Origin of the sequence: Micromonospora andamanensis, from assembly GCF_016863495.1 — a bacterium.
In the GTDB taxonomy this organism is placed as follows: Bacteria; Actinomycetota; Actinomycetes; order Mycobacteriales; family Micromonosporaceae; genus Micromonospora; species Micromonospora andamanensis.
On sequence record NZ_BOOZ01000003.1, the window covers coordinates 64995 to 85414 of the forward strand.

Annotated in this window: 14 protein-coding genes and 1 pseudogene; 9 read left to right on the forward strand and 6 right to left on the reverse strand. The window is 73.1% G+C overall.

Annotation, left to right across the window (positions count from 1 at the left end):
- Positions 1-21: 21 nt before the first annotated feature.
- Entirely contained in the window at positions 22-3960 is a 3939-nt protein-coding gene (gene eccCa, locus Van01_RS02790) for a type VII secretion protein EccCa (protein WP_203999168.1), read from the reverse strand.
- Positions 3961-4060: 100 nt separating this feature from the next.
- Here eccCa and eccD point away from each other — a divergent pair, with 100 nt between their 5' ends.
- On the forward strand, positions 4061-5461 hold the full coding sequence (gene eccD / locus Van01_RS02795) for a type VII secretion integral membrane protein EccD (RefSeq protein ID WP_203999172.1): 1401 nt from the start codon (positions 4061-4063) through the stop codon (positions 5459-5461).
- 23 nt (positions 5462-5484) lie between these two features.
- Here eccD and Van01_RS02800 read toward each other — a convergent pair whose 3' ends face one another.
- Positions 5485-5991 (reverse strand): inorganic diphosphatase, encoded by a 507-nt coding sequence (locus Van01_RS02800; protein ID WP_099848993.1) that lies wholly within the window; start codon positions 5989-5991, stop codon positions 5485-5487.
- Positions 5992-6161: 170 nt separating this feature from the next.
- Positions 6162-6590: a hypothetical protein gene (locus tag Van01_RS02805; protein ID WP_203999175.1), complete on the reverse strand. Its 429-nt coding sequence runs from the start codon at positions 6588-6590 to the stop codon at positions 6162-6164.
- A gap of 22 nt (positions 6591-6612) precedes the next feature.
- Between Van01_RS02805 and dacB the strand changes: the two genes are divergently transcribed.
- From dacB to Van01_RS02825, 4 genes and pseudogenes are all read left to right on the forward strand, one after another.
- Complete coding sequence (gene dacB / locus Van01_RS02810; protein WP_203999178.1) at positions 6613-8076, forward strand: D-alanyl-D-alanine carboxypeptidase/D-alanyl-D-alanine endopeptidase; 1464 nt, start codon at positions 6613-6615, stop codon at positions 8074-8076.
- Positions 8077-8215: 139 nt separating this feature from the next.
- Complete coding sequence (locus tag Van01_RS02815; protein ID WP_203999181.1) at positions 8216-9283, forward strand: Rv3626c family coenzyme F420 biosynthesis-associated protein; 1068 nt, start codon at positions 8216-8218, stop codon at positions 9281-9283.
- 16 nt (positions 9284-9299) lie between these two features.
- Positions 9300-10277 (forward strand): annotated as a pseudogene (gene tilS, locus Van01_RS02820) (tRNA lysidine(34) synthetase TilS); the annotation flags it as partial.
- An 80-nt stretch (positions 10278-10357) separates the two neighbouring features.
- A complete protein-coding gene (locus Van01_RS02825; RefSeq protein ID WP_203999200.1) occupies positions 10358-11992 on the forward strand; it encodes a gamma-glutamyltransferase family protein in 1635 nt (544 codons plus the stop codon).
- A 23-nt stretch (positions 11993-12015) separates the two neighbouring features.
- Here the strand turns inward: Van01_RS02825 and Van01_RS02830 are convergent, their stop codons facing one another.
- Entirely contained in the window at positions 12016-12978 is a 963-nt protein-coding gene (locus Van01_RS02830; RefSeq protein WP_203999203.1) for a GlxA family transcriptional regulator, read from the reverse strand.
- Positions 12979-13130: 152 nt separating this feature from the next.
- On the opposite strand from Van01_RS02830, the gene Van01_RS02835 reads away from it, so the two are divergent.
- From Van01_RS02835 to folE, 4 genes are all read left to right on the forward strand, one after another.
- Positions 13131-13268: a hypothetical protein gene (locus Van01_RS02835; protein ID WP_203999205.1), complete on the forward strand. Its 138-nt coding sequence runs from the start codon at positions 13131-13133 to the stop codon at positions 13266-13268.
- A gap of 99 nt (positions 13269-13367) precedes the next feature.
- Complete coding sequence (hpt, locus tag Van01_RS02840) at positions 13368-13943, forward strand: hypoxanthine phosphoribosyltransferase (protein WP_099849003.1); 576 nt, start codon at positions 13368-13370, stop codon at positions 13941-13943.
- Positions 13944-14313: 370 nt separating this feature from the next.
- A complete protein-coding gene (ftsH, locus tag Van01_RS02845; RefSeq protein ID WP_203999232.1) occupies positions 14314-16332 on the forward strand; it encodes an ATP-dependent zinc metalloprotease FtsH in 2019 nt (672 codons plus the stop codon).
- A 38-nt stretch (positions 16333-16370) separates the two neighbouring features.
- Positions 16371-17033, forward strand: coding sequence for a GTP cyclohydrolase I FolE (gene folE, locus Van01_RS02850; RefSeq protein WP_204000502.1), 663 nt, complete (start codon positions 16371-16373; stop codon positions 17031-17033).
- A 9-nt stretch (positions 17034-17042) separates the two neighbouring features.
- Here folE and Van01_RS02855 read toward each other — a convergent pair whose 3' ends face one another.
- Complete coding sequence (locus Van01_RS02855) at positions 17043-17753, reverse strand: hypothetical protein (RefSeq protein ID WP_203999235.1); 711 nt, start codon at positions 17751-17753, stop codon at positions 17043-17045.
- Complete coding sequence (locus Van01_RS02860) at positions 17750-20308, reverse strand: FtsK/SpoIIIE domain-containing protein (RefSeq protein WP_204000505.1); 2559 nt, start codon at positions 20306-20308, stop codon at positions 17750-17752. The genes Van01_RS02855 and Van01_RS02860 overlap by 4 nt, the downstream gene beginning before the upstream one ends.
- Positions 20309-20420 lie beyond the last annotated feature (112 nt).

Genomic DNA, 20420 nt, shown 5'->3' on the forward strand with positions numbered 1-20420 from the left:
GGACGTTCCGTGGAGTCGACGTCACTGTGGCGGCAGGTGCGCCAGTTGAACCAGGCGTACGCCGTCACGTCGGGTGAACAGTCGGCCGCGTCCGGGCGGCAGCGGGCCCGGACGGACCGGACCGACAAGCGCACCCTCGTCCGGGCTGCCGGACATCACCAGGCCCGAGGTGGACAGTTCCCGCAACCGCTGGACCAGCGGCTCGTACTGGGCGCGGGCGGCACCGCCGGAGCGCCGCGCCAGCACCAGGTGCAGCCCGACGTCGCGGGCGTGCGGCAGGTGCTCCTCCAGCGCCCGCAGCGGGTTCGCCGGCCCGCTCGCCACCAGGTCGTAGTCGTCGACGAGCACGAACAGCTCGGGACCGGACCACCACGACCGTTCCCGCAACTCCGTCGGGCTGACCTGCGGGCCCGGGGTGCGGTCCTGGAGGTAACCGGCGGCCGACTCGACAAGTTCGGCGGCGTGCGCCGCCGCGGTGCCGTAGCCGATCAGGTGTTCAGTGGTGATGGTGCCGAGCAGGCTGCGGCGGTAGTCCACCATGATCACCCGCGCCTGTTCCGGGGTGAACCGGGCGACGATCGAGGTGGCCAGGGCACGCAGGAACGACGACTTGCCGCTCTCGGCGTCGCCGTAGACGACGAGGTGCGGCTCGGTGCCGAAGTCGAGGACCACCGGACGTAGATCCGCCTCAGCGACACCTACCGGGATCCGCAGCCCGGTCGTGGCGTCGAGGTCGAGGTCCGCGTACGGCAGCACGGCCGGGAGCAGCCGGACCCGGGGTGCCACCGGACCGGGCCATGCGTCGCTCACCTGTTTGACAAGCGTCGCGGTGTCCGTGTCGGTCGTCCGGGGCAGCGCGGTGATGAAGTGCAGGCTCTCCGAGGTGATGCCCCGCCCGGGCGTCTGCTCCGGCACGTGCGCCGCGGCCCGGCGGGCGACGAGCGAGTCGGCCGGATCGCCGAGGCGTAGCTCCAGCCGGGAGCCGAAGAGGTCACGGATGGCCGGCCGGAAATCCAGCCACCGCACCGCGGTGGCCACCACGTGCACGCCGTACGAGAGCCCCCGGGTGGCCAGGTCGGTGATCAGTGGCTCCAGGTCGTCGTACTCGGCTCGCAGGGTCGTCCAGCCGTCGACGACGAGGAACACGTCGCCGAACAGGTCGGAGCCGCAGGCGTCGGTGCCGTCCGCGCGTCGTCGTCGCCAGTCCGCCACCGACTCCACGCCCAGGTCGGCGAAGCGGCGTTCCCGCTCCGCGAGCAGTGTGGACATCTCACCCACGGTGCGCCGTACGCCTGTGGGGTCGGCGCGACCGGTGACCCCGCCGACGTGCGGCAGGTCGCGCACCGACGCCAGCCCGCCGCCGCCGAAGTCGAGGCAGTAGACCTGCGCCTCGGCCGGCGTGTGGGTGAGGGCCAGCGCGCAGATCAGCGTACGCAGCGCGGTGGACTTGCCGCTCTGCGTGCCGCCGACCACCGCGACGTGGCCGGCCGCGCCGTCCAGCGCCAACCACAGCAGGTCACGGCGCTGCTCGTACGGTCGGTCGACGACGGCCACCGGCACCTGGAGGGCTCCGTGCAGTTCGGGATTGCCGGAGGTCAGGCCCCGTGCGGGGTCGAGCTTGAGCGGACCGACGAGCTCGTCAAGTGCCGGCGGCGCGTCCAGCGGCGGCAGCCACACCTGGTGCGCCGGCGCACCCTGCCCGGCCAGCCGGTCGACAAGCCGCCGCAGCAGGGTGTCGGTGGCGTCCGCCTCGTCCTCCACCGTCGGCGGAGCGGGTGGCTGCGGCACGGGTGTGAGATGGGTGGAGAAGGTGAGCAGCCGGGGACGTTCGGCGCCGGCCGCGTCGGCCGCCGGGAGGCGACGACGTACCGGCCCGGAGACGTACGCGGTCTTGAAACGCAGCAGCGGCTCCGTGCCGAAGCGTAGGTAGCCGTGCCCCGGCGCCGGGGGCAACAGGTGCGCGTCGGGCACCCCGAGGACCGTACGGGACTCCAGCGAGGAGAAGGTCCGCAACCCGATCCGGTACGACAGGTGGGTGTCCAGCCCGCGCAGGCGTCCCTCCTCCAGCCGCTGGCTCGCCAGCAGCAGGTGCACCCCGAGGGAACGGCCCAGCCGGCCGATCTGGACGAACAGGTCGATGAAATCGGGCTTGGCCGACAGCAGTTCGGAGAACTCGTCGCAGATCAGCAGCAGCGACGGCAGCGGGGCCAGGGGGCTGCCGGCCGCCCGGGCCCGCTCGTAGTCGCGCAGGCTGGCGAAGTTGCCGGCGCGGCGCAGCAGCTCCTGCCGGCGGACCAGCTCGCCGTTTATCGCGTCCACCATCCGGTCGACAAGCGGCAGCGCGTCGGCCAGGTTGGTGATCACTGCGGCGGTGTGTGGCAGCCGGTCGAAGGGCGCGAAGGTGGCCCCACCCTTGAAGTCGACGAGCACGAAGTTGAGCTGCTCGGCGGAGTGGGTGGCGGCCAGCCCGAGCACAAGCGTACGAAGCAGCTCGGACTTGCCGGAGCCGGTGGCCCCGATGAGCAACCCGTGCGGGCCCATGCCGCCCTGCGCCGACTCCTTCAGATCCACCTCGACCGCGCCGCCGTCCACGCCGACGCCGATCGGCACCCGCAGCCGGTCCCGTGCCGACCTCGGAATCCAGCCCTGCTCGGCGGTGAAGCCCGCCGGCTCGCCGATGCCGAGCAGGTCCGGTAGCCCCGGCTCGGCGCCAGGTGCCGGCTCGGCACCCCGGGCGGCGGCCAGCCGCAGCGGTGCCATCCGGCGGGCCACCGCCTCGGCCTCGGCGACCTCCAGCGCGTCGGGGGTGCCCACCTCGGCCGGCCCGTCCGAGGAGTGGGAGTGGAGTCGGCCGTTCCGTACCTCCAGCAGCAGCGTGAACCGGTCGAGCAGGCGCGGCGGTGGAGTGTCCAGGTCGACAACTGTCACGGCGTCGATGCCGCCGTCCCCGACCAGCTCGGTGGCGCCGGTGAGGTCACCGCCGTCGAGCACGATCACCAGGTGCGGCCCGTCCGTGGCCGGGCCGGTCGGGCTGAATCTCGACCGGCTGGCCAGCAGCCGGTCGAGCAGGCGTTCCAGCTCCACAGCGGAGCTGACCACCAGCCGTACCGGACCGAGCGCGTCGGTGCGGGTGGGGTGCTGGGCGTGCGGCAACCACTTGACCCACTCCCAGAGATCGCGTCGTTCCGGCCCGGCGCAGATGGCGACCAGCAGGTCGTCCGGGGCGTGGAAGACCGCGAGCTGGGTGAGGATGGCCCGGGCCAGCGCCTGCGCGGCCGGCGACCCGGTGGCGCCGCCCGGGGCGGCGCGGACGAAGACCCGGGCGAAGCTGCGCAGGGACAGGGCCACCGGCAGGTCGGGCACGACCGAGTAAGCGTCCAGGAAGCGGCGTAGCGCCCCCGCCGTCATCGGTTCCAGTTCCTCGAGCGGACGGGTGACCGGCGGCACCAGTGGCGTGGCCAGGGTCTGCGGCCCGACAGCGACCCGGACCACCGCGAAGTCCGGATCCGTGGTACGCCGCTCCCAGACCCGGTGACTGTGCACCGTCGACCAGAGCAGCGACGGATCGGGGTGCCGGTAGCAGAGGCCGGTACGTTGCCGCGCCGCGGTCTGCCGGACCTGCCGTCGCAGGGTGGCCAGGTGCCGCAGGTACTCCCGGCGGGCGGCCATCATCTCGGACTTCGTCGGGTTGCCCGAGGCGCTGCCCCAGGAGGTCGCCAGCATCGCCAGCGAGGAGAGGCCGAACATGCCGCCGACCACGTAGGCGTAGGCCCCGCCGCCCCGGCCGAACATCATCGCCATCGCGACGGTGCCGCCGAGCAGCGGCAGCACCATCAGCAACTGGTGCCAACGGGTGCCGGTGGCGGCCGGAATCTCCGGAGGCGCCGGCATCGGCAGATCGCCTACGGGTATCTCCGGCGCTGGGCGTCGCGTCGGCCGCCGGATGACGACAGTGGACACTCGACCTCCCGACTGCGCACGGTAACCCGAGCCTGGCTCATCGTAGGTAAAGTCCTGTGGTCGGCGCAGCAGCAGCCCCGCTCGGGATGGAGGTCGGTCGATGACAGTCGGGCTCGCCCGGGTCACCGTCAGCACGCCCCGACGCCGCGTCGACGTCGCGCTACCGGAGCAGGTGCCCCTCGCCGAGCTGCTGCCCGAGGTGCTGCGCCACGCCGGTGACGGGCTCGCCGACGACGGGGAACAGCACGGGGGCTGGTTGCTCCGGCGGGCCGACGGCACCGTGCTGGCAGGTGGGCAGGCACTGCTCACCCAGGGGATCCGCGACGGTGAGGTGCTGCACCTGGTGCCGGCCCGTACCGAATGGCCGGAGTTCGAGTACGACGACGTGGTGGAGGCCGTCGCGGACGCCGCCCGCCGGCAGGGTGGGGCCTGGTCGCCCCGGGCGACGCGCGCGGCGACGCTTGCCGCGTGCGGTGTTCCGCTCGCCGTCGGTCTGCTCGCCCTGGCCGCCGGTGGGCCGGGTGATCCCGCCGGCTGGCCGGCCGCGACGGTGGTGGCGGTTCTGCTCGTGCTGGCCGGCACCGTGCTGTCCCGGGCGCAGGGCGACGGGACGGCCGGTGCCGTTCTCGGCGGGTACGCGTTGCCCTACGCGGCGCTCGCCGGAGCTCTCGCCGTCAGCTCGGGCGACCCGGTCGGGCCGGTCGGTGCGCTGCGATGGGTGGGTGCCCCGGAGTTGCTGGCCGGCTCGGTGGCGCTGCTGCTGATCTCGGTGCTGGGGCTGTTCGGGGTGGCCACCCGGCTACGGATCTTCGTGGCGGGCACGGTGGTCGGCACGGGCGGCGGATCGGCCGCTCTCGCTGGCCTGCTGCTCGGCCCGGCCGGCGCGGCCGCGGTCGTGCTCGGTGTGCTGATCTTCGCCGTCGGAGCCGTCCCGCTGCTGGCAATCCGGTTGGGCAAGGTGCCGCTGCCGCCGACGACCTTGCCCAGCGACCCGCCGGAGGACTCGGACCGGGCCCGTGACCTGCCCGACCGCGCCCGGGTGTACGCGGCAGTGGCCCGCACCGAGGAGATGCTCACCGGCATGCTCATCGGCCAGGCCGTCCTGGCCGTCGGCGCGACTGTGATCCTCACCAGCACCGGTGGCGCCGCTGGTTGGCTACTTGTCGGGGTTACCTCGACGGTGCTGCTGCTCCGCGCCCGGCTCTTCATGACCGTCCGGCACCGGGTCGCCCCGGTGCTCGCCGGCCTGACCGGGTACGCGGTGCTCGGCGGGGCACTGGCCGGGGCTGCCGACGCGGCGGTCCGGCTGACCCTGGTCACCGGCGGGCTGCTGGTCGCGCTACTGGTGGTCACGGGCGGCACGACGTACGCCCGACGCCCGGTCTCCCCGTACGTCGGGCGGATCGCCGACCTCACCGACACCCTGCTTGTGGTCTCCGTGGTGCCGATCGCCTGCGCGGTGCTCGGCCTCTACGAGCGGGCCCGGGGACTGCTCGGTTGAGCGACCCCCGGGACCGGTAGGCGTCAGTGGGTGGACTCGCCGCGCGCCTCGGCCTCCCTGGCCCGCCGGTACGAAGCCTGGATCTCGGCCTCGGCCTCGATCCGCCCCACCCAGGTCGCACCCTCGACCGACTTGCCCGGCTCAAGATCCTTGTACACCTCGAAGAAGTGCTGGATCTCCAGCCGGTCGAACTCGCCGAGGTGGTGGATGTCGCGCAGGTGCTCCTGCCGCGGGTCCTCGTAGGGGACGCAGAGGACCTTGTCGTCGCCACCCTTCTCGTCGGTCATCCGGAACATGCCGATCGTGCGGCACCGGATCAGACAGCCCGGGAAGGTCGGCTCGGGTACCAGCACCAGGGCGTCAAGTGGATCGCCGTCCTCGCCCAGGGTGCCCTCGATGAAGCCGTAGTCGGCCGGGTACTGCGTGGAGGTGAAGAGGGTGCGGTCCAGCCGGATCCGCCCGGTCACGTGGTCCACCTCGTACTTGTTGCGGTGACCCTTGGGGATCTCAACCGTGACGTCGAAATCCATCTGCACGCTCCCTCGTTGGCCCACGCTGGCTTGACGGAACCGGCGGCGGAGCCGGGTGGCGAATGCCGACCCGGCGACTCCGGCCGCCGCATAGTCTTCGGACCGAAGTAGTGTCACCCAGGCCGGTTCCCGGTGGGGGAGGAGGGGGTCGTGGGGAGGGAAGATTCACACTACCGTCCAGGCGGTTCCGCCGAAGGCGGTGACGAGAAGCCGCCCGTGAAGCCGGCGGCCGGGCGGGTGCCGGTGCCGGAGGCGCAGGTCCTCCGGCCGCAACCGCCGACGCCACCCAGCACACCGACAGCCGTGAACCGGTCCGAGGCGAACCCGTCCCCGGCCGCGTCGCCACCGCCGACACCGCCCCGGGGAACCGCGTCCGGCCGGGCCGTCGCGCCGGGTGTCGCCGCCCCGACGAGTCCGGCCGCCGGGTTTGGTGCTGCCGTCCCCACGAGTCCGGCCGCCGGGCCTGGTGCTGCCGTCCCCACGAGTCCGGCCGCCGCGTCCGCCGCTGCCGTCCCGACGAGTCCGGCCGCGCCGGCGACCGGGTCGGCATCCGTACCGGTGAACCCGGCGCCGGTGGCGGGAGGGTCGGCGGCCGACACGCCGAAGCAACCGCCGGTCGGCGTGGCGCCGCCACCGGTCGGGCCGGCGCCGCGCCGGCGGCTGCCGCTGGTGCTCGCCGCCGCACTGGTGTTCGTGCTGGTCGCGGTGGGCCTGGTCGTGACCCGGCCCGGGCCGGTGGGCCGCTGGCTGGGCGACGCGCCCACCACACCGGCAGCCACCGGGGCGGTGGAGTCCGCGCCGGTCGCCGTGCTGGCCGCCGCCGACGCCGGCGCACCCTCGCCCAGCGCGGACGGGCTCCGCGCCGCGCTCGAACCACTTGTCGCCGACACCGCTCTGGGCGGTCGGGTCAACCTGGCGGTGGCCGACGCGCTCACCGGGGAGATGCTCTTCGATCGCGGTGGTGGCGAGGGGACCGTACCGGCCTCGGTGACCAAACTGCTGACCGCCGTGACAGTGCTTACCGCCCGGGGCCCCGGCCACCGGATCCCGACCCGCGCGGTGGCCGGCGCGCAGCCTGGTGAGGTGGTTCTCATCGGCGGCGGGGACCCGACGTTGGCAGCCGACGCGAAGGGCTTCTACCCGGGGGCGGCCAGCCTCACCAACCTCGCCGACCAGGTCCGGACGGCGCTCGGCGGGGCCGCGCCCACGAGCATCGTCGTCGACTCCTCGCGCTACTCCGGGCCGGTGTACGGACCCGGCTGGGACGACGACATTCCCACCGGTGGCTTCGGTGGGGCGATCACCGCACTGATGCTCGACGGAGCACGCAATAATCCGAAGGCCGGTCGGGGGTGGGCGGAACGGGTTGCCGAACCGGACCTGGTCGCCGGCCGCGCCTTCGCGAAGCTGCTCGGGGTGCCAGCCGATGCCGTACGCAAGGGCACCGCTCCGCCAGCGCCGACCGAGGCGGCCGCTGCCACGGAACCGGCCGGCAGCCGGGCACCCGGCACGGAACTGGGCGCTGTGCACTCGCCGCCGCTGATCCGGCTGGTCGACATCATGATCAGTGAGAGCGACAACATCGTCGCCGAGGCGCTGGCCCGCCAGGTCGCGCTGGCCCGGGACCGGCCCGCCTCCTTCGTCGGTGCCGCGGCGGCGATGGCTGACGTGGTGTCCGAGCTGGCCCTACCGGCGGACGGGCTCGTCCTCGCCGATGGCAGCGGACTGTCCCGGAACAACCTGATCAGCCCGGTGCTGCTGACCGAGCTGCTGGCGCTCGCCGCCAGCCCCGACCGGCCCGAACTCGCCGCCATCTTCGGCGGGCTGCCCGTCGGCGGCTGGTCGGGAACCCTGCGTGACAGGTACGGCGCGGCACCCGGCACGGCGGCCGGTGCCGGTGTGGTCCGCGCCAAGACCGGCACGTTGACCCGGGTGCACGCCATCGCCGGAGTGGTGACCACCGCAGACGGACGCCTGCTCACCTTCGCCGTACTCACCGACGACGTGCCGCCCGACGGGATGGAGCCGGCCCGCGCGGCGCTGGACCGGATCGCCGCCGCCCTCGCCGGCTGCGGCTGTCGCTGAGGGGGTCGACGGCACCGCTCCGGGGGCTGCCGCCGCCCCGGTGACGACGGCATCTCGACGGGTCGTCGCCACCCACCCGGCGACCGGCACCGCGTCGGCCCGCCGGGTGGGGTGTCGCGGCACGGGTACGGTGGGTTGCATGGCGCAGTTCGTGGACTGGGATCTGGCCACCGCGACGGCGGGGGCTCTGGGCAAGTCGGGCCCCCGGGTGACGTACGACGAGGCCACCGATGTGGTTTCCGAGCTGCGCCGGTTGACCGACGAGGCGGCCGGGCACGTCGCCGACTACACCGGGCTGACCTCGCAGGTCACGCACCCGCCGGTGCGGGTGGTCGACAGGCGTGACTGGGCGGCGACGAACGTCGCTGGCCTCCGCGAGGTGATCACCCCTCTGGTCGGCCGGCTTGCTCAGGACAAGCAGCCCGGTGCGCTCACCGAGGCGATCGGTTCCCGGGTGACCGGGGTGCAGGCCGGCACCGTGCTGGCCTACCTCTCCGGCCGGGTCCTCGGGCAGTACGAGGTCTTCTCCGCCGATCCGGGGCAACTGCTGCTTGTCGCGCCGAACATCGTCGAGGTCGAGCGCAAGCTGGGCGCGGATCCGCGTGACTTCCGGCTCTGGGTCTGCCTGCACGAGGTGACCCACCGGACGCAGTTCACGTCGGTGCCCTGGATGCGGGCCTATTTCCTCGGTGAGGTGCAGGCGTTCGTCGACGCCGCGCAGGGCGGCGAGCACCTGCTGGAGCGGCTGCGTCGAGGGGTGAGCACCCTCGCTGACGCGGTCCGCGACCCGCAGAGCCGGTCGAGTGTGCTGGACATCGTGCAGACCCCCGGGCAGCGGGCCGTGCTGGACCGGCTGACCGCCCTGATGACCCTGCTGGAGGGGCACGCCGAGTTCGTGATGGACGGCGTCGGCCCGCAGGTGATCCCGAGCGTGGAGCGGATCCGGGCCGGCTTCAACCGGCGGCGCGAGGCCGGCAACCCGGTGGAGAAGGCGATCCGGCGACTGATCGGCATCGACGTCAAGATGCGCCAGTACGCCGAGGGCCGCAAGTTCGTGCACGCAGTGGTGGATCGGGTCGGCATGGTCGGCTTCAACCGGGTCTTCGAGTCGCCGCTGACCCTGCCCCGGCTCTCCGAGCTGAGCGAACCGGACGCCTGGGTGGCGCGGGTGCACGGGCCGGTCGGCCCGGTGCCGACCGCCGGCTGAGCGCGTCGCCGCACCGATGGCGCCGCTCGCCCCGCCGGTGGCCGCGATCCGGATCGCGGTCCGACGTGCGTTGGCCGACCTGTCGACTGACGGTCCGGTGCTGGTCGCCTGCTCGGGCGGAGCCGACTCGCTGGCCCTGGCCGCGGCCACCGCGTTCGTGGCGCCCCGGTCGGGCCGCACCGCCGGGCTGGTCACCGTGGACCACGGGTTGCAGTCCGGGTCGCGGCACCGAGCCGAGGCGGTGGCACGCTGGGCGGAGCAGGCCGGCCTGGCACCTGTGGAGGCGGTCCGGGTCGAGGTCGCCGGCCGGCCCGGCGGCCCTGAGGCTGCCGCCCGCGACGCCCGCTACCAGGCGTTGGCCGAGGCCGCCCGGCGGCACGGCGCTTCGGCGCTGCTCACCGGCCACACCCGCGACGACCAGGCGGAGACGGTGTTGCTCGCGCTGGCCCGGGGCGCCGGCCCGCGCGGACTCGCCGGCATGCCGGCCCGCCGGGACCTGGCCGGCACCCCCCTCGTACGGCCGCTGTTGGAGATCGGGCGGGCGGAGACCCGCGCCGCCTGCGCCGCCCTCGGGCTGGTGCCCTGGGACGACCCCCACAACAGCGACCCGGCGTACGCCCGGTCCCGGATCCGGGGTGACGTGCTGCCCGTGCTGGTCCGGGCGCTCGGACCGGGCGTGCTGGACAACCTCGCCCGCACCGCCGCGCTGGTGGCGGCGGACAACGCGGTCCTCGACGAACTCGCCGACACGGCGTTGAGTCAGGCCCGGCACCCCGACGGTGGGCTGGCCACGGGAGCGCTCGCGGACCTGGCACCCGCGGTGCGCGGTCGGGTACTGCGTGCCTGGGCCCACGAGTTGGGCACGCCGCCGGCCGCACTGTCGCATCGCCACCTCACCGCGCTCGACGCGCTGGTCACGGCCTGGCGGGGTCAGCGGGCCAGCTACCTGCCGGGCGGGCTGCGGGTGCTCCGCCGGGGTGATCGGCTGGTGTCGGAGGCGGCGCCGGCACCGACCTGTCGCACGACTGTGCCGCAGGCGACGGGGACCACGCCCGACGAGGCGGTCGTCGACCGATGAACCACCCTCGACATCCGCTGTACGCGCCGCGTGCCGCCGTGGCCACCAGCCAACCGCTGGCCGTGGCCGCCGGCCTGGCCGTGCTGCGGCGCGGTGGCAACGCCGTGGACGCCGCAGTGGCCGCCGCCAGCACGCTCACCGTGGTACAACCACCCTCCAACGACATCGGTGGTGACCTCTTCGCCATCGTCTGGGACGGCGAGCGGCTGCACGGCTTGAACGCCTCCGGCCGGTCGCCCGCCGGGCTGACGAGAGAGCTGGTGCTCGCGGCGACCGGCGGCCACGGTGCCGAGCCCGCCGAGGCGCTGGGCGGCGCTCAGGCGGTCGGCCCGGCGATGCCGGCCCGGGGCTGGTTGCCGGTGACCGTACCGGGGGTGCCGGCGGGCTGGCGCGACCTGCACGAGCGGTTCGGATCGCTGCCGTTCGCGGACCTGTTCGCCGACGCCATCGGCTACGCCGAGCAGGGGCACCCCGTCTCCACCGTGACAGCACTGGCCTGGTCCCGCGCGGTCGCCGGGCACGCCGGCCTGACCGGTCCCGAGTACGCGGAGTTCGGGCGGGTGTTCGCGCCTGAGGGCCGGGCACCCCGCGCGGGTGAGCGGTGGCGCAACCCGGATGCGGCGCGGACGCTACGCCTGATCGCCGACAGCGGGGCGGAGGAGTTCTACCGGGGGCGGATCGCCGCCGCCCTGACCGAGCACGCGGCCCGGACCGGTGGGCTGCTCACCGCGGCGGACCTGGCCGCCCATGCCAGCGTCTGGGTCGATCCGGTGGCGGTGCGCTACCGGGACCACGAGGTCTGGGAGCTGCCGCCGAACGGGCAGGGTCTGGCCGCCCTGCTCGCCCTGGGCATCCTGGACGGGTTCGATCCGGCTGACGGATCGCGCTGGCTGCACCGGCAGGTCGAGGCGGTCAAGCTCGGCTTCGCCGACGCACACGCCCACGTCGCCGACCCGGACCAGGCTCCGGTCCCATCGGAGCTGCTCACGCCCGAGCATCTGGCGCGGCGTCGGGCGGGCGTCACGGAGGTGGCGGCCGACCCGGTGGCCGGCACCCCGGAGCGCGGTGGGACGGTCTACCTCTGCACGGCTGACGAGGGCGGCATGATGGTCAGCCTGATCCAGTCCACCTACCTCGCCTTCGGTTCGCACGTGGTGCTGCCCGGGTACGGCTTCGCGCTGCAGAATCGCGGTCTCGGCTTCCGGCTGGCAACGGGTCATCCGAACGCGGTCGGTCCGAGGAAGCGGCCGTACCACACGATCATCCCCGGTTTCCTGACCCGGCAGGGGACGCCCGTCGGGCCGTTCGGGGTGATGGGTGGGCACATGCAGCCCCAGGGTCACGTTCAGCTGGTCTCGGGGACCGTGGACGCGGGCCTCGACCCGCAGGCGGCGTTGGACGCCCCGCGCTGGTACTGGCACGCGGGGCGCTCCGTGCTCGTCGAGGAGCAGCTCACCGTGGGGCCTGGCGGTGCGGCCCTGGTGGCCGAGCTGCGGGCTCGGGGCCACCAGGTGGTCGTCACGTCCGATCCCACGGTCTTCGGCTACGGCCAGGCGATCTGGCGGCGCGCCGACGGGGGCTACGTCGTCGGTTCCGAGTCCCGGGTCGACGGTGCCGCCGGGGGCTTCTGACCCGGGCGACGCCGGGTGGCCGGTCAACCGGTCAGGGTCCGATCGCGGAACGTGGTGCGGTACGCCTGCGGCGTGGCACCGACCCGGCGGGTGAAGTGGTGCCGCAGGGCGGCGGCGTCGCCGAAGCCGGCCCGATCGGCCACCGCCTCCACCGTGAGCGTGGTGTCCTCCAGAAGCCGGCGGGCCAGCAGGACGCGTTGGTTTGTCAGCCAGTCATGCGGCGTGGTGCCGGTCTCGGCCCGGAACCGGCGAGCGAACGTCCGTGGTGCCATTCCGGCCCGCGCGGCCAGCTCGTCGACTGTGGTCTGCCGGTCCAGATGCCCCATCAGCCATTCCAGCACCGGTTCCAGGGTGGGCGCCTCCGGTGCCTTCGGGATCGGTGCCTCGATGTACTGGGCCTGTCCGCCGTCGCGGTGCGGTGGCACCACCATCCGTCGGGCCAGTCGGGTGGCGGTGGCCGAGCCGTGTTCCTGGCGCACCAGGTGCAGGCAGGCGTCGATGCCGGCGGCGGTACCCGCGCTGGTGAGCAGGCGACCGTCCTGCACGTAGAGCGAGTTGCAGCGCACCCGGGCGCTCGGGTGCCGACGCTGCAACTCGTCGACGTGCCGCCAGTGCGTGGTGCACTCCCGGCCGTCGAGCAGCCCCGCCTCGCCCAGCAGGTACGCGCCGGCACACACGCTGAACAGGTACGCGCCCCGGTCAGCCGCCCGCCGCAGCGCCTCGTGGACCTCGGCCGGGGCGGTGGTGGCGGGGTCGTGTGCCGGAACGGCCACCAGGTCCGCCTGCTCCAGCGGCTCCAGGCCGGCGTTCGGCACCAGGTGGAAGCCGGCGGAGGTGCGCACCGGGGCCTGCCCGGGGCCACACACGTCGAAGCGGTAGCCGGGCAGCCCGTCGGCGGTGCGGTCGGTGCCGAACACCTCAGCGAGTACGCCCAGTTCGAACGGGGCGACCCCGTTCAGAACGAGTACGGCGACTGAACGAAGCATGTGACGAGGGTAACCGCGCGGGTGGCAGAAAATCGAGCAGGACTGGCATTCCTGCCACTATCCGAGGACTGGTGGGGTGCGCAGACTGGCAGATGTCCGGTGCGCACCGGCGGCGACACGACAACCGCAGACGTCAGAAAGCGAGCGCCGCCATGGGTTTCCTGTTCTTCCTGCTCTTCTTCCTGTCCCTCGCCGTCCTGTCCGCCCTGGGGCTGACCGCCGACAGCCGTGACTCGGCGGACTGGAAGCCTTCCGACGGGGGCCGGAGGTGGCAGTCCCACCGCTGCTGAGACGAATGTTCCGTTCATCCGAAAAAACCCTGGGCGGGGCGGCCCCGAAACGGGCGGCCCCGCCGACAGTGAACCCGGGGCGTACGGCAGGCTAGGGTCATGGCTGACGGCTCCTGGTACGACGCCGACATCGACCACGTGATCATTTCTGAGGCGCAGATCCGCGAGAAGACAGCGGAACTCGCCAAGCAGGTCTCCGCGGACTACGCACACGTCACCGACGGGCTGCTGCTCGTCTGCGTGCTCAAGGGCGCTGTCATGTTCATGGCCGACTTCGCCCGGGCGCTGGGTCGGCACGGGCCCCCGGCCGAGCTGGACTTCATGGCCATCTCCTCATACGGGCAGGGCACCACCTCCTCCGGCGTGGTACGCATCCTCAAGGACCTCGACCGGGACATCGCCGGCCGGCACGTCGTCGTCGTGGAGGACATCGTCGACTCCGGGCTGACCCTCTCCTGGCTGCTGCGTTACCTGGAGTCGCGGTCGGCGGCGAGCGTCGAGGTGGTCGCCCTGTTCCGCAAGCCGGACGCGGTCAAGGTGACGGTGCCGGTCAGGTACGTCGGCTTCGACATCCCGACCGAGTTCGTCGTCGGTTACGGGCTGGACTTCGGTGAGCGCTACCGGGAGCTGCCGTACGTCGGGGTGCTCAAGCCGGAGGTCTACGCCCGCTCCTGACCGGCCCGGTACCCGTCGTGCGGTGCCGTGCGCGGCCCGCCACGCCGTCCGCCGCAGTGCCGCCCCGGGCGCGCCCACCCGACGTTCAGCCGACTTTCAGCTGATCGGACTACCTTTGACGACGGTGACCCGGGGATCCGACTCCGGGACACGCCGGCTGACATCCGGTTCGCCGTGCGCGTAAGTGCTGGGCTCGCAAGCTCATATCCGTCTCGCACGGTGTACCGTCGAATGACCGTGGCGCGGCAATCGCGCCCCGGGGTCGAGGCCGGCCCGCACGGCGGCTCCGGCAGCCGCCCAGGCGGCGACACCCACAGTCGGTCAGGACGTCGATCAGGAGGATGCGGGCGTCTCGGCGCTCGACAACAGCATGGAACGTACGCGTTTCTTCCGCCGACCGGTGTTCTGGGTCATCCTGGTCATCCTCGGCGCCGTCGTGCTCAGTCAGTTGTTCACAGGTGGACCCAGCTACCACCGGGTGGACACGTCCGTCGCGCTCGACCAGCTCAACAAGGGCGGCATCGAGAAGGTCGTTTTCCAGGACAAGGAACAGACGATCCAGCTTGAGCTGGCCGAGGAGACCGAGTTCGGCGACACCACCACGAAGCTGATCGAGGCCCAGTTCCCCTACGAGGTCGGCAACGAGGTCTGGAACCAGGTCCTCGACGCCAAGGCCAACAACCGGGTCACCGGGCCGGCCGACACCGAGGTGTCGTCCGACAGCATCTGGGTCAGCCTGCTTGTCAACCTGCTGCCCATCGTGCTGCTCGTGCTGCTGCTGCTGTTCTTCATGTCGCAGATGCAGGGCGGCGGCTCCCGGGTGCTCAACTTCGGCAAGTCCAAGGCGAAGATGATCACCAAGGACACTCCGAAGACGACGTTCGCCGACGTGGCGGGCTCCGAGGAGGCCGTCGAGGAGCTGCACGAGATCAAGGACTTCCTGCAGAACCCGGCGAAGTACCAGGCGCTCGGCGCGAAGATCCCGAAGGGCGTGCTCCTCTTCGGCCCGCCCGGTACCGGTAAGACGCTGCTCGCCCGCGCGGTGGCCGGCGAGGCCGGGGTGCCGTTCTACTCGATCTCCGGTTCCGACTTCGTCGAGATGTTCGTCGGCGTCGGCGCGAGCCGGGTCCGCGACCTGTTCGAGCAGGCCAAGGCGAACGCGCCTGCGATCGTCTTCGTCGACGAGATCGACGCCGTCGGCCGGCACCGTGGCGCCGGCATGGGCGGCGGCCACGACGAGCGCGAGCAGACCCTCAACCAGCTCCTCGTTGAGATGGACGGCTTCGACGTCAAGGGCGGCGTCATCCTGATCGCCGCCACCAACCGGCCGGACATCCTCGACCCGGCGCTGCTGCGCCCGGGCCGGTTCGACAGGCAGATCCCGGTCGACGCCCCCGACATGGAGGGCCGCAAGGCCATCCTGCGGGTGCACGCCAAGGGCAAGCCGTTCACGCCCGACGTCGACCTCGACTCGGTGGCCAAGCGGACGCCGGGCTTCAGCGGCGCCGACCTCGCCAACGTGATCAACGAGGCGGCCCTGCTGACCGCCCGCAAGGACCAGCGGGCCATCTCCAACGACTCGCTCGAAGAGTCGATCGACCGCGTGATCGCCGGCCCGCAGCGGCGCACCCGGGTGATGAGTGACCAGGAAAAGAAGATCACCGCCTACCACGAGGGTGGGCACGCGCTCGTCGCCTGGGCGCTACCGCACGCCGCACCCGTGCACAAGGTGACGATCCTGTCCCGCGGGCGTTCCCTGGGCCACACCCTGGTGCTGCCCACGGAGGACAAGTACACCCAGACCCGCGCCGAGATGATCGACACCCTGGCGTACGCGCTGGGCGGCCGGGCCGCCGAGGAACTCGTCTTCCACGAGCCCACCACCGGTGCCGGCAACGACATCGAGAAGGCCACCGCACTGGCCCGCGCGATGATCACCCAGTACGGCATGAGCTCCAAGCTCGGCGCGATCAAATACGGCACCAGCGGCGACGAGCCGTTCCTCGGTCGCAACATGGGCCACGAGCGGGACTACTCCGACGCGGTCGCCGCCGAAATCGACGGCGAGATGCGAGCCCTGATCGAGCTGGCCCACGACGAGGCCTGGGAGATCCTGGTCGAGTACCGGGACGTCCTGGACAACATCGTGCTGGAGCTGATGGAGAAGGAAACCCTCTCCACCGCTGACATGGCCCGGATCTGCGCCCGGGTGGTGAAGCGCCCGCCGATGGCCCCGTACAACGGCTTCGGCAAGCGCCAGCCCTCCACCGAGCCGCCCGTGCTCACCCCGGCGGAGAAGGACGCGCTGAAGGTGCAGGCCGAGGCCGACGGCGCGCAGGCGACTGTTGGTGGCGGCAGCTCCAACAACTCCTCGGACGGTTCGCACTGAGCACCGACGACACGGCGGCCAGTTCCCCACCGCGGGGACTGGCCGCCTCCGCCACCGAACCCGACACCGACGGCCTCGACTACATCGCCGCGCGGCTGATCAACGGACGGCTCACCGGCCGTCCCGTCGAGGACACCATGGACCTCGGCCGGATCGAGAAGGCGGTCCGCGAGATCCTCATCGCGGTCGGGGAGGATCCGGACCGCGACGGACTCCAGCAGACCCCGGCCCGGGTCGCCCGGGCGTACGCGGAACTCTTCGCCGGCCTACGCGTCGACCCGGCCACAGTGCTCACCACCACCTTCGAGGCCAACCACGAGGAACTGGTGCTGGTCCGGGACATCGACGTGATGAGTCTCTGCGAGCATCACCTGCTGCCCTTCCGGGGCAGTGCCCACATCGGCTACATCCCCGGCCCCGACGGGCGGATCACCGGGCTGTCCAAGCTGGCCCGGCTGGTCGAGGTCTTCGCCCGACGACCGCAGGTGCAGGAGCGGCTCACCTCGCAGATCGCCGACCTGCTGATGAAGCAGCTGGATCCGCGTGGCGTGGTCGTCGTGCTCGAATGCGAGCACATGTGCATGGCGATGCGGGGCATCCAGAAGTCCGGTGCCAAGACCATCACGTCCGCGGTGCGAGGCACCCTCCAGCGCGACGCCAAGTCCCGGGCCGAGGCGATGGCCCTGATCATCCCGCGCTGATCGGTCGCCTCAGGACGACAGCATCGCCAGCACGATCCCCGCGTTCACCACCACGGCAGGGACCAGGCAGGCCAGCGCGCCGAACCGTGGCGTACGGTCGACCCGCTCTCCGGGGCCGGCCGGGAAACAGCGGCCCACCAGTAACCAGCCCAGACCGAACGCGACAGCCGGTGCCGGCAGCCCCACAAGCACCGCCAACGCGGTCACCGCACCGGTGCCGGCCAGCAGAAACACCACAATCAGCAGGATCGGGACGAGCAGCCCGAGCGGTCCGTAGACCAGCAGGTTGCGGGAGCGGGCCGGCCAGTGTGCGACCCGGGGTAGACCCCGGGCGGCGAGCGTGTCGTCCGCACCGACAGCTGACCGTCGGGCGTCCCGCAACGCGGCCAGCACCGCTGCCGGGCCGCCGCTCATCGACCGGGTCGCCTCGGCCAGTTCCGGCGGCGTCGGCACCAGCGAGATCGGTGGTACACCCAGCTCACGGAGCCGGCTCTCCTGCGGTGCCAACCGGGTGCGTACCCCGGTCAGCTCCTCCCGGGCGGCCTGGACCGCGCGGGCCTGCTCGCCCGCGGCGGTCGCCGCGCCACGGCGTACCCCGTCGAGTTGCCGGGCCGCGGCCAGGTAGTCGGCCCACGCGGCCCGCACCGGATCCCCGGGTGCGCCGGCCGTCCGCTGCCGCACCGGCCCGGCGGCGGTGACCGGCGAGTGATCGAGCGTCATCCGGATTCCCCCTCCGCGCTGGCCGGCACGTCGTACGGAACCAGCACCACGCCACGCTCTGCCGGCCCGTCCCAGAGCACCACCCGGTCGGGCCGGGGCCGCCACTCCACCTGGCGGCCGAAGACCGGAGTGAGCTGGGCCCCCGGCACACCCGCCACTGCCACCGCTGTCAACTTGTCCACCGTCTCGTCCGGTTCCATGAGCGTCGCGAACGAGGGCACCGTGCGCCACCAGCCGAGCAGATGCTGCCCGGCCGGCGGCCCGTCGCGCAGCAGGGCCCGCAGCCGGGCCGGCGGCAGCTGCTCGGCCGGCGCCACATCCAGCCCGAAGACGACCAGGTACGCCGGCTCACCGGCGTCCGCCACGGCGACCAGACCGGCCAGGTCCACCCGGTCGACCCGGTGGCGCCCGGCCAACTCCGCGACGAGCGCGTCGGCCAACGGTCCGGCCTCGACATCCGGTGCCGCGACCACGAAGCGCGCCGTACCCTCCGCATGGTGGGCCGCCGTACTGTGGGCGGCCGTCGCCAGCAGGCGACACGCCCCAGGTCGTGGACCGAGAACCGCGAGGTTGCGCCCCGCCGCCGGCCCGAACGGCACCGTCGCGGAGCTGCGCGCGACATCAACCGCCCGCCCGAGCAACGCGGCCGGGGCCACCGGCTGGCCGGCTACCGCTGCCCGGTAGCGAGGATCGTTGGTCAGCAGGGGACGCGCGTACCCGGCGAAGACGGCGGGTGGCGTGGCGTCCGGCGGGCGGGCCTCCCAGAGCCGATGACGCAGCCCGGCCACCGCCTCCGGCTCGTCCGCGGGATCGGGAAACCGGACCATCCGCTCGTGACCCCGGATCGCCCCCCGTGGACCGCCGAGCCCACCGGCGGTGTTCACCACCGCGCTGCCCACCGGCAGACCGGCTGCGGCGTCGTTCGTGGGCTCCAGCACCGCCCCGCCGCCAGGCAGCGCCACGCGCACCGGGAACTGGCCCAGCAGCGAGTCCCGCTGCCCACCCTCCGACCGGGTGCCCAGACCCAGGTCACCCTCGCCAGCCAGCACCAGATGGACACCGTACGCCCGCCCGGTGCGGGCCAGCGCGTCCAACCGGACGGCCACCTCGGCTGCCAGTCGGTCCCGCTCGGCGAAGAGCGCCGGCAGGTTCTCCAGCACACAGACGATCCGGGGGAGCGGGCGATGTGCGCGCAGCTCGGCGAACCGCTGGCCACCCGCGCGGGCGGACGCCTCCGCACGCCTGTGCACCTCGGCCGTCAGCTGGTCCAGCAGGTCCAGCACGTACTCCCGATCGGCGGCCATCGCGGCCGCCCGGACCTGCGGAATCCAGGAGCGGTCCCGCTCGGTCTGCAGAAACTCCGCAAAGGATTCACCGTCACCCAGGTCCACCAGATACAGCGCCAGCTCGTCCGGGCCGTACCGGGCGACGAGACCGAGCAACGCCGTGGTCAGGAAGGTGGACCGGCAGCCCCTCGCCCGGCCGCTGACCAGCCAGTGCGGGGTCAGCTCGGTGAAGCCGAGCGAAACCGGCCGCCCGCCGGCGTCGCCCACGGTACTGCTCAGCCCGTCCGTCCCGGTCGCCTGCCACAGGTCGTCCAACGGTGGCAACAGGTGCGACAGGGAGAGCCGACTGCCGGCCTCGATCTGGGCGGCGATTCGGCGGCACACGGTGTCGACAAGTTCGGCCGGCGGATCCCTGTCGACGAAGACCGGAGAGTTCAGCCCACCGTCGGTACCGCCACCGGCGAAGGCCGCGCCCGGCGGATCACCGAGCAACGCGTAGGCCGTCCGCATCGCCAGCGGCGTAGCCCTGGCCAGTGCGCCTCCACCAGCCGCCGGCCACCCCGCCACCACCAGGTGCAACCCGGCCGCCGGCCCCTGCTCGGCGAGCGCCTCGATGCGCGCCAGGTCACCTGGTCGGTGCGGTTCGGGGAGCGCCGCCAGCACCAGCAGCAGCGCGCGGTCGTGCCGACGTGGGCCGGAGGCTTCCGGTGCCACCCACCGCTCCGCCTCCGCCAGCACCGCCTGCAGACCTTCGGCGTCGGTGGCCGGCGGGGCCAGCACCCCGGCGTCACCGAGCGCCGCGAACGGCGCCAGCACGACACCCGTCGCATCCACCGCCCGTACCAGCAGCGCTCCCGCCGGTGTCGCCGCCAGCAACCGCAGCAGTACGGCCCGCAGCAGCCCGGCGACCCGTGGGTCGTACGCGTCGGTGTCCACCACGAGATGGCCACTGCCGAACATCGGCACCAGCGCCGGAAAACGTGCGTCATCCAGCGGGGCGGCCGTCCCCACCCGGACGAACGGCGGTGGCTCCGAGCCGGCGGGATGCGCCGGCTCGACAGTGTCCAGCGTGGACCCGGCCCAACCGGGGGCGAGGACGGCTGCCGCGTCGCGTAGCCGCTCGGCCAGCGCGTACTGGCGGCGCTGGTCAGCCGGAACGGGACGGGTCTCGTCGAGGATCGTCGACGCCGCCGTGACCGTCGCGGCAGCTCGGCGGTGCATCGCGGCGGCGCGGAGCGTCCGTGCCTTCGGACCGCCCACCGTGTCCACCTCCTCCGCCCGAGGTCGGCACCCACTCGCCGGGCAGCAACGACGGTATCCCAGCGAAGGCTCGACCTCCGGGATGCGCGGCGGCGCTGCGCCGGTGTTGTCGTGGATCTCA